The organism is Streptomyces sp. NPDC058375 (genome assembly GCF_042723425.1).
Taxonomy (GTDB): Bacteria; Actinomycetota; Actinomycetes; order Streptomycetales; family Streptomycetaceae; genus Streptomyces; species Streptomyces durocortorensis.
This window is the reverse complement of the sequence record NZ_JBHXJG010000480.1, coordinates 1-1,660: the sequence shown is the minus strand read 5'-3', so window position 1 is coordinate 1,660 and position 1,660 is coordinate 1. Positions and strand designations below refer to the sequence as shown.

Annotated in this window: 1 protein-coding gene; it reads left to right on the top strand. The window is 69.7% G+C overall.

What is annotated here, in order from left to right:
- Positions 1 to 141 precede the first annotated feature (141 nt).
- Positions 142 to 1,599 carry an aldehyde dehydrogenase family protein gene (locus ACFWM7_RS35210; protein ID WP_383268842.1) on the top strand — a complete coding sequence of 486 codons (1,458 nt, stop codon included), beginning with the start codon at positions 142 to 144 and terminating at the stop codon, positions 1,597 to 1,599.
- Positions 1,600 to 1,660 lie beyond the last annotated feature (61 nt).

The following is a 1,660-nucleotide window of genomic DNA, read 5'->3' as shown; positions in this document are numbered from 1 at the left end:
GCCCCCTCCACTGCTTCGCGCCGGAGGGGGCGGGGGCGTTTCCGGGGCTGCGGAGGTTGCCGGGAGCGCGCTTCAACTCTGTTGAAATATAAGTAATATGAAGCGCACTCAGCTGCCTGCCTCTCTGCGGTAAGGGATCTCATGTCCTTCTTCACTGACCTGGCCCACCAGTACATCGACGGCGAGTGGAGGCCGGGGAAGGGGTCCTGGGACATCATCGACTTCAACCCGTTCGACGGGGAGAAGCTCGCCTCGATCCCGGTCGCCACCGCCGACGAGGTCGACCAGGCCTACCGCGCCGCCGAGCGCGCCCAGCAGGCGTGGGCGGACACCAACCCGTACAGCAGGCGGGCCGTCCTGGAGAAGGCGCTGCACCTCGTCGAGGAGCGCGAGCCGGAGATCGCCGAGGCGATCGTCGCCGAGCTCGGCGGCACCCGGCTGAAGGCCGGATTCGAACTGCACCTGGCCAAGGAGTTCCTCCGCGAGGCGATCCAGCTGGCCCTGCGCCCCGCCGGACAGATCCTCCCCTCGCCGACCGAGGGCAAGGAGAACCGCGTCTACCGCGTGCCGGTCGGGGTCGTCGGCGTGATCAGCCCGTTCAACTTCCCCTTCCTGCTCTCCCTCAAGTCCGTCGCGCCCGCGCTGGCCCTCGGCAACGCCGTCGTCCTCAAGCCGCACCAGAACACCCCGATCTGCGGCGGCACCCTGCTCGCCAGGATCTTCGAGGACGCCGGGCTGCCCGCCGGGCTGTTGAACGTCGTGATCACCGACATCGCGGAGATCGGCGACACCCTGCTGGAACACCCCGTGCCGCAGGTCATCTCCTTCACCGGCTCGGACAAGGTCGGCCGCCACGTCGCCACCGTCTGCGCCCAGAACCTCAAGCAGGCCGTCCTCGAACTCGGCGGCAACAGCGCCCTGATCGTGCTCGACGACGCCGATGTGGACTACGCCGTCGACGCGGCGGTCTTCAGCCGGTACGTCCACCAGGGCCAGGTCTGCATGGCCGCCAACCGCATCCTGGTCGACCGCGCCGTCGAGGCGGAGTTCACCGAGAAGTTCGTCGCCAAGGTCGCCTCGCTCACCGTCGGCGACCCCGCCGACCCGGCCACCCAGATCGGCCCGCTGATCAACTCCTCGCAGGCCGAGTCCGTCTCCAAGCTCGTCGACCAGACCGTGGCGGCCGGCGCGACGGCCCTCCTGCACGGCCGTGCCGACGGCAACCTCGTCAGCCCCTCCGTGCTCACCGGCCTCGCCGCCGACTCGCCCGTCCTGCAGCAGGAGATCTTCGGGCCCGTCGCCCTGCTGATCCCCTTCGACGGCGAGGACGAGGCCGTCCGCATCGCCAACGACACCCCGTACGGCCTCAGCGGCGCCGTCCACACCGGCAACATCGAGCGCGGCGTCCGGGTCGGGCAGCGCATCCACACCGGCATGATCCACATCAACGACGGCACCGTCCACGACGAGCCGATCGTCCCCTTCGGCGGCGAGAAGAGCTCCGGTCTCGGCCGGCTGAACGGCGACTCGATGATCGAGGCGTTCACCACCCAGAAGTGGATCTCCATCCAGCACGGCCGCTCGCAGTTCCCCTTCTGACGGCCTGCCCCGCCGCACCGGGCGCGCCCAGGACGGCGGCCCGTGGTCTACTGCGGGAGGC